The sequence below is a fragment of the Nonomuraea sp. NPDC003201 genome (assembly GCF_053590415.1).
The window spans coordinates 1-7951 of record NZ_JBSFTC010000408.1; the positions used below are offsets into that span (position 1 = coordinate 1).

Consider the following 7951-nt stretch of genomic DNA (forward strand, 5'->3'; position numbering starts at 1 on the left):
GTCGTAGGCGCCGATGACGCGGGCCGTCAGCTCCACGTCCCCCAGTTCCTCGGCCGCCGCGATGGCCGCCACCCGGTGTTCGCGTGCCGCTCCTGGTGCGCGACAGGGACGCGGCCATCACCGAGCTGGAGCGGCGCGGGGTGGCCACGGGCTACCTGTACGACCCGCCGTACGACGACTACGCCCCCGCCTTCACCGAGCCCTCCCCCGACCCCGGCCCCGCGCGCTGGTGGGCGCGGCACGTGCTGCCCGTGGACCCGGTCTACGCCGCCCGCGCCCTGCCCGTCCTGCGCGACCTCGAGCCTCCTACGCAAGATCCGCCCTGATCAGCCGCAGGAACGCCTTCAGCCCCGTGATCACCTCCTGGTTGTCGTTCAGCCCGTCCACGGTCTCGTCGAACCGGCGCGCCATGAGCGTCATCCGGCGGCCCAGATCGTGGTCGGCCAGCTCCAGGCCCTGGCGGGCGGCGTTCAGGTCGTCGACGTCCCTTTTGAGGCCTTTCATGGCCGTCTCCAGCTCGGAGACCCGGTCGCGCAGGGAGATCACGTCCGCGCGCGGATAACGCACCTCCTGCCCGAGCGTCCTGACCCGGTCACGCAGGTGCTTCGTGTACGCCGCGATCGGCCGGAAAGCGGTGGCGAGCAGGTAGAACCCGGAGAAGTAGTAGCCGAGCTGGGCTCCCGCGAAGAACGTGACGACCGCGATCACGGCGGCGGAGACGACGTGGCCGGAGATCGCGAGCACGAGCATGCGCCGGGCGATGCGCCGCGCCTCGTCCTCGCGGTGCCGGGCCACCTCGATGCCGGCCTCCCTGGACACCTGGATCTCGTGGAGGACGTGGCGGGCGGCCAGGCACAGGTTCCACGGGACGGTCAGGACGACGACCAGCCAGAGCAGGCTGATCGCGCCGGCGCCCAGGGAGAGGAGCGTGGACGGTGCCACGCCCGCGTGGAGGATCAGCCAGGCGGTGAGCAGGGTGACGATCAGGGACGCGAGGAGTAGCCACCATTTCATGGGGTTCAGCATGCTTCGGGGTGGGGCGGGGGGCGAGAGCTCGGCTACTCAAATCCACCCTGAGCACCGACGCGACCCGCCGCACTCCGGCTGGGGTCCCTCGGGGAGCGGAGGGGTGGGGGACGGTTGGGGTCCCTCGGGGAGTGAAGGGCGGGGGTCAGTGGGGGTGGGTGGAGCGGATGAGGTCGGCGAGGATGCGGCAGCCGCGGCGGACGTCCGCGAGCGAGGCGGAGCCGTAGCCGATCACCACGCCGTGCAACCGCGCCCGCCCGTGGTGGTGGCGGCCGATCGAGTCGAGCAGGACCCCGCGCTCCCTGGCCCGCTCGACCACGTACGGCTCGACCGGCGACGGCAGCTCGGCCACCACGTGCAGCCCGGCCGTGTCGCCGCGCAGGCGGCAGACGGGCCCGAGGAGCTCGACGACCGCGGCGCGGCGGCGGGCGTACTCCAGGCGCATCCTGCGCAGGTGCCGGTCGAGGTCGCCGCACTCCAGCAGGTTGATCACGGCCTGCTGGACCGGCCCGCTGGTACGGTCGCCGACGCTGCGCCGCAGGCGGGCGATGGCGGCGACCAGCTCGGGATCGCCGACGAGCCAGCCGACGCCCACGTCGGGCGCGAGCGTCTTGGAGAGCGTGCCGAGGAGCACGACCCGCGAGGGGTCCAGGCCGTAGAGGGCGGGCAGCGGGGCGACGTCGTAGCGGAACTCCGCGTCGTAGTCGTCCTCGACGATCGTCGCGCCCGTGCTCCTGGCCCAGGCCAGCAACCGCTCCCTGCGTGGGATCGGGAGCCGCCCGCCCAGGGGGTACTGGTGCGCGGGCGTGGTGTAGAGCACGCGGAGGTCGCCGGGCAGCCCGTCCACGATCACGCCGTCCTCGTCCACCGGGCACGGCACCACCTGGGCGCCCCTGGCCGCGAAGACCGTGCGCGCCACGTGGTAGCCCGGGTCCTCGACGCCGGCCCGCGTGCCGTTGCCGAGCAGGGCCAGCGCGCACAGGTCGAGCCCGTTGCCGGTGCCCCGGGTGACCAGGATGTTCTCGGGGCCGACGGCCATGCCTCTGGCCCGTCTCAGATGGTCGGCGAGCAGCTCCCTGAGGCGCGGCAGGCCGTACGGGGTGGGGTCGGCGCCCGGCGGCAGGTCGGCGGCCTTGCGCCAGGCCCGCTTCCACGCCGCCAGGTCGTAGTCGCGCACCCAGGGCTGGCCGGGTGTGAGGTCGATCCAGTCGGCGGGGGCGGGCGGCGGCGCGGGCACGTACGGCGTCTGCTCGCGCGGCGGCGGGGCCACCTCCATGTCGGCCACGAACGTCCCGGAGCCGTGCCGCCCGTCCAGCCACCCCTCCGCGTACAGCTGCTGGTACGCCTCCGTGATCACGGTCCTGCTCACCGCGAGCTGGGTCGCCAGGGAACGCGTGGACGGCAACCGCTCGCCGGGCGCCAGCGTGCCGTCCAGCATGGCGCGCCGCAGCCAGTCGGCAAGCTGCGCGGTCAGCGGCGCGTCCGAGTCACGGGAAAGAGAAACGGGCAGGTCAACATGGGTACGCACGGAAGTGGTCTCCGCGAAGGGCTCGATAGTGGCCCTACAGGATAGGTCCACTTCCTGGTTACGGTCGAATCATGCTCTCCACCACTTCCCGCACCACGCTCGGCCGCTCGAAGGAGCGGGGCAGCACCGACAGGAACGATCTCCATGAGGTGCTCGACACCGGCCTGGTCTGCCACCTCGGCGTGGTCGTGAACGGCCACCCCATGGTCGTCCCCACGGGCTACGGCCGCATCGGCGAGACCCTCTACCTGCACGGCTCCACCGGGGCCACGACGCTGCGCGCCGCCGACGGAGGCGAGGTGTGCGTCACGGTCACGCACGTGGACGGGATCGTGCTGGCCCGCTCCGTCTTCCACCACTCGGTCAACTACCGTTCGGCGGTCATCTACGGCCGCGCCAGGCTCGTGACGGACCCGGAGGAGCGGATGGCGGGGCTGCGGGCCCTGTCGGAGCAGCTCGCGCCCGGGCAGTGGGACTACGTCAGGCAGCCCAACCGCAAGGAGCTCGCCGCCACCGCCGTGCTGGCCCTGTCGTTGGAGGAGGCGTCGGTCAAGATCAGGCGCGGGGCGCCCAAGGACGAGGAAGAGGACTACGACCTGCCGGTATGGGCGGGGGTGCTGCCCCTGGTCACCACCTGGGGCGAACCCGAGCCAGATCCGATGCTCCCAGAAGGTATCGACGCGCCTGTTCACATCCTCCGTCGGGAGTAGTTCCATTGAGCAGGCAACACCTGCTCCTGATGGTGATGGGAGACGGCGATGGAGTGGAGCGCTCCCGGCTATACGGAAGTCAAGCAACTCGGCGCGGGCGCCAGCGGGCGCGTGGCGATGGCCGTCCACGACGAGACCGGCGTCAAGGTCGCCATCAAGTACCTCTCCGAGGGACTGCTGCGCGATCCCGCCGCGCTGGGCAGGTTCCAGGCCGAGGCGCGGCTGCTGACCACCCTGCGCGACCCGAACATCGCCACGATGTGGGAGTACGTCCAGGACACCGGTGGCGCGGCCATCGTGATGGAGCTGGTCAACGGCGTCTCGTTGCGGGCCCTGCTGCGCGAGAACGGCGCGACCGAGCCCGAGGCGGCGCTGGTGGTGCTGAAGGGGTCGCTGCTCGGGCTGGCCAGGGCGCACGACCTCGGGCTGGTGCACAGGGACTACAAGCCCGAGAACGTGATCGTCAGGGACGACGGGGTCAGCAAGCTCGTCGACTTCGGCATCGCGGTGCGGCAGGGCACGCTCACGCACCCCGAGGGCACGCCGCCGTACATGGCGCCCGAGCTGTGGGAGGGGCTGCCCGCCTCGCCCGCGACCGACGTGTACGCGGCCACCGCCGTCTTCTTCGAGTGCCTGACGGGGCACCGGCCCTACCGCTCCACCGAGCCGAGCGTGCTCGGCTACCAGCACGTGCACGCCCCTGTGCCGTTCCACGACGCGCCGCAGCCGGTGCGCGAGCTGGTCAGGCGCGGGCTGGCCAAGGACCCGGCGCGGCGGCCGGCGAGCGCGCACGCGTTCGTGGCGGAGCTGGAGGCCATGGCCAGGGCCGCGTACGGCGAGGACTGGGAGGAGCGCGGAAAGCGCCGCCTGGCCGCGCTCGTGGCCCTGCTGGCCCTGCTGCTGCCCACGGCGCAGACGCCCGTCCCCGAGGTGACGACCTCGCTGGCCCGGACGGTCTTCCGCGGCCTGCGCTCGAACGCGGCACGCATGGCCATGGCCGGCGCCGTGGCCGTGGCGACCGCCGTGGCGGTGGTGGTCGTGCTGGCCAACCGCCAGTCGCCGCCCACGGAGGAACTCGGCGCGGCGGCGGCCGTCCCGCCGTCCCAGTTCACGACGGAGCCGGCGGCCGATCCCCCGACCACGCCGGAGCCGACGCCCGAAACCACGCCTGAGATCACCCCGAAGGCGACGCCCGCGAGCACCCCCAAGGCGGTCGTCCCGATAAAGACGCCCGTACACACCCCCGTGAAGACCCCGGCCAGCACACCGACCGCCACGAAACCGGTCAAGACGCCCAAGCCCACCAAGAAGGCCACCCCGACCCCCACCCCCAAGCGGACGCCGACCCCGACGCCGACCCCCACCCCGACTCCGACGCCCACCCCCACTCCCACTCCTGAGCCCGTGACCGAGGTGCTCGGGGTGAACGTGGGGGGCCTCAGGGTCGACGAGGACGGCGACGCCACCGCCACGGTCACCGTGCGCACCGACGGCACCGCCGCCGTCATCGCGACCGCGACCTGGTCGGCCACCGGCGCGGGCGGCCGCACCCAGCGCCTGCGCCTGGCCGGCGCCAGGTCCTACACCCGCACGCTCTCCTGGTCCATCGGCGAGCGCCCGTGCGGCAGCACGGTGACGCTGACCGTCGCCACCTCCCCTGCGGCCCCAGGAGGCGCCAGGACGGCCTCACTGGCCGTGCCGCCCTGCCCGACGAGGGTGACCGGCCTGCGCGTCTCCCTGGACCTGCCGGACGCGCCGGGCCGCACCGCGGAAGCGGCCGTGCGGGTGACCGCGAGCGGCACCGGGGAGATCCCCGTCGAGGCCCAGTTCGCGGTCAACGGCGATCCGGTCGGCACCCGTTCCGCGACCCTGTCCGGCCGGACCTCCTACGCGCGCTCGTTCGCCCACACCTTCAGGTCCCGCCCGTGCGGCGCGACCCTGTCGGTGCGGGTGCGCGCCGGTGACCGGACCGCCACCGCGCGGGCCTCGGTGCCCTGCCCGCCGCGGGTGGAGCGGGTCTCGATCGTCAGGGCCGGTCAAGGTGAGGGCGGGCTCGTCGCGACCGTCTCGGTGACCACGTCGAGCACCGAGCCGGTACGCCTCGTCGTGTCGTTCTCGGCCGGCGAGGGCGGGGGCACGGAGTCGGTCACCCTGTCCGGCGACACGTCGTACACCAGGACGTTGAGCCACTCCGTGAAGCTCCCCTGCGGCACGAAGTGGTCCGTGACGGCCTCCACCGACCCGGCGGCCGGCAACGGGAGCGACAGCGCGAGCGGGGCCACACAGGAGTGCCCAAGAGAGGAGGAACCTCCCAAAGAGGAGGAGCCAAGCAAGACACCTAGCCCCGGCACAGACGACAACATTGGGTGACATTGTTGACTAATAGGGATATCGGTAGCGGGAAAGCGGTTCCCTCTGGTTAAGCTACGGCCGTTTGATGAGGGTGGGGGCCCGGCAGACTCCAGAGGAGACCGTTATGCACGGTGAAGGCCAGTGGGGGGTCCCCGGCTACACCGAGATCCGCGAGCTGGGCTCGGGTGCGTCCGGGCGTGTGGTCCTGGCCAGGCGCGACCTCGACGGCGTCGAGGTCGCGATCAAGTACCTCAGCGACGAACTGAAGACCGACATGGGGTTCGTCGCGCGCTTCCGGCACGAGGCCCGGCTGCTCGGCACGCTCCAGAGCCAGTACCACGCCAGGCTGATCGACTACGTCGAGTCCGGCCGGGGCGCGGCGATCGTCATGGAGCTGATCAGCGGGGTGTCGCTGCGCGAGATCCTCAGGTCCGAGGGCCCGACCGGCCCTGAGGCGGCGCTGACCGTCCTCAAGGGCTCGCTCCAGGGTCTGGCCTCGGCCCACGCGCTCGGCGTCGTCCACCGCGACTTCAAGCCCGAGAACGTCATGGTCCAGGGCGACGGCACCAGCAAGCTCGTGGACTTCGGCATCGCGGTCAAGGCGGGCGAGGGCGCGAGCGCCGCAGGCACGCCGCCGTACATGGCGCCCGAGCAGTGGGCGGGCGGTCCTTCCGGGCCTCCGACCGACGTGTACGCGACGACCGTCGTGTTCTTCGAGTGCCTGACCGGCACCCGGCCCTTCCGCGCCCCCAACGTCGCCGCCCTGGCCCGCCAGCACCAGAGCTCGCCGCCTCCGGTGGACGAGGTGCCCGCGCCGCTGCAGAGCCTCGTCGAGCGCGGCCTGGCCAAGGACCCGGCCCAGCGGCCGCCGTCCGCGGAGGCGTTCCTGAGCGAGCTGGAGGCGGTCGCGGCCGAGGCGTACGGGCCCGACTGGGAGGAGCGCGGACGCCGCCGCCTGGCCGCGCTCGCCGGCCTGCTGGTCCTGCTCTTCCCGACCGCCCTCGACGAACCGGCCCAGACGCAGACCTCGCTGGCCGAGACCCGGTTCCGCGACCCGTCGCGCGTGCTCGGCAAGCTGCCCGCGAAGATCGCCATCGGCGCCACCGCCGTCGGCGTGCTGGTGGCGGTGGTCGTGGTCATCGCCAACGCCTCGTCGGACACGCCGGTGCTGCGGGCGCAGACCAGTACGGTCTCCCCGACCACGGCCGTGCCCGCGACGCCGGAGCCCGTGGGGACCGACGAGGAGCCGACGCCCACTCCTTCGGCCGAGGCGACCACCCCGGAGGCGACGCCGACGCAGAGCGCCGCGCCGCCGCCCGTACAGCCGACCGCCACCACGCGCCTCACGCGGCGGCCGACGCGCAAGCCCACGCCCAAGGCCGTCGCCACCCCCGTCAAGACGCCTGCCAAGATCAAGAAGCCGACCCCGACCCCGTCTCCGGAGCAGCCCCAGATCACCGGCACGCCCCACGACCCCGAGGGCAACACCCCGCCGACCACGGCCGCGCCCACCCCGACGCCTCCTCCCGCCACCACGGCCCCGCCGACCCGGCCCGCCCCGACGCCCAGCTCGCCGCCCGGCGACGGCGAGGGCGGAAGCGGAGGCGAGGGCGGAAGCGGAGGCGAAGGGGAGCCGTCGCCGGAACAGCCCCGGATCGATCGCGGGAGTGACGCGCAGGCCGCGCTGATCGCCTTCGGCCTGATGACGTCCGGCGCGGTTCCGGTCACACTTGCGGTGAGACGCCGTATGGCGGGACGCCACAGAAGGAAGCGCTGAGACGCGCCGGGGGGACGGCGGATGAACAACCCTGGACACGGGATCGCCGGTTTCCGGCTCACTGAACACACCTGGATGACCGAGCTCGGCAACTGGATCGACGCGATCTCACCCGATGGCCGCAGGGCGGGGGCGCTGCTGTTCGACCCGAAGATCATCGCTCTGCCCGGCGTGCGCGACCGGGTGGTGCACGCGGTCATGACCGACCAGCGGCTGGTGCTGGCCGGGCTGACCGGGCTGATCCCGGTGGCCGACGTGGTGGCGGCCGGCGACCAGGTGTGGCTGCTCACCGCGCAGGCGGTCAGCCCCACTCTGTCCGATCTGCTCGCCGCCGGGCCGATCGGCCCGGCGGGTGCGGCGTCCGTACTCGTGGAGACCGCCCAGACGCTGATCGCGCTGCACGCGGCCGGGGTCACGCACGGGTCCGTGCACCCGGGCACCGTGGTGATCACGGCGGAGGGCGCGCCGCTGCTGTCCGAGCGCGGGCTGTCCGACGCCATCCGCGGCCGGGTCGCGCCTCGCGAGCGGGACGCGGCCGGGTGGGCGTCGCTGGCGCGC

The 7951-nt window shown here is 73.2% G+C and carries 7 protein-coding genes; 5 read left to right on the forward strand and 2 right to left on the reverse strand.

What is annotated here, in order from left to right; all coding sequences use genetic code 11:
- The first annotated feature begins 83 nt into the window (after positions 1–83).
- A complete protein-coding gene (locus ACWDX9_RS55890; RefSeq protein WP_449970922.1) occupies positions 84–326 on the forward strand; it encodes a hypothetical protein in 243 nt (80 codons plus the stop codon).
- Here ACWDX9_RS55890 and ACWDX9_RS55895 read toward each other — a convergent pair.
- Together ACWDX9_RS55895 and pdxR are read right to left on the reverse strand one after the other, a co-directional pair.
- A complete protein-coding gene (locus tag ACWDX9_RS55895) occupies positions 307–1014 on the reverse strand; it encodes a hypothetical protein (protein ID WP_449970924.1) in 708 nt (235 codons plus the stop codon). The two genes, ACWDX9_RS55890 and ACWDX9_RS55895, sit on opposite strands and share 20 nt — an antisense overlap.
- Positions 1015–1171: 157 nt before the next feature.
- Positions 1172–2554 carry a MocR-like pyridoxine biosynthesis transcription factor PdxR gene (gene pdxR, locus ACWDX9_RS55900; RefSeq protein WP_449970927.1) on the reverse strand — a complete coding sequence of 461 codons (1383 nt, stop codon included), beginning with the start codon at positions 2552–2554 and terminating at the stop codon, positions 1172–1174.
- Between the two features lie 71 nt (positions 2555–2625).
- Between pdxR and ACWDX9_RS55905 the strand changes: the two genes are divergently transcribed.
- The 4 genes from ACWDX9_RS55905 to ACWDX9_RS55920 form a co-directional block, all read left to right on the forward strand.
- Entirely contained in the window at positions 2626–3264 is a 639-nt protein-coding gene (locus tag ACWDX9_RS55905; RefSeq protein ID WP_449970930.1) for a pyridoxamine 5'-phosphate oxidase family protein, read from the forward strand.
- Positions 3265–3312: 48 nt separating this feature from the next.
- Entirely contained in the window at positions 3313–5634 is a 2322-nt protein-coding gene (locus ACWDX9_RS55910; protein ID WP_449970933.1) for a protein kinase domain-containing protein, read from the forward strand.
- Between the two features lie 106 nt (positions 5635–5740).
- Positions 5741–7393, forward strand: a complete 1653-nt coding sequence (locus ACWDX9_RS55915) for a protein kinase domain-containing protein (RefSeq protein WP_449970936.1) — start codon at positions 5741–5743, stop codon at positions 7391–7393.
- Positions 7394–7414: 21 nt separating this feature from the next.
- A partial coding sequence (locus tag ACWDX9_RS55920) for a hypothetical protein (RefSeq protein ID WP_449970939.1) occupies positions 7415–7951 on the forward strand: 537 nt, incomplete at its 3' end.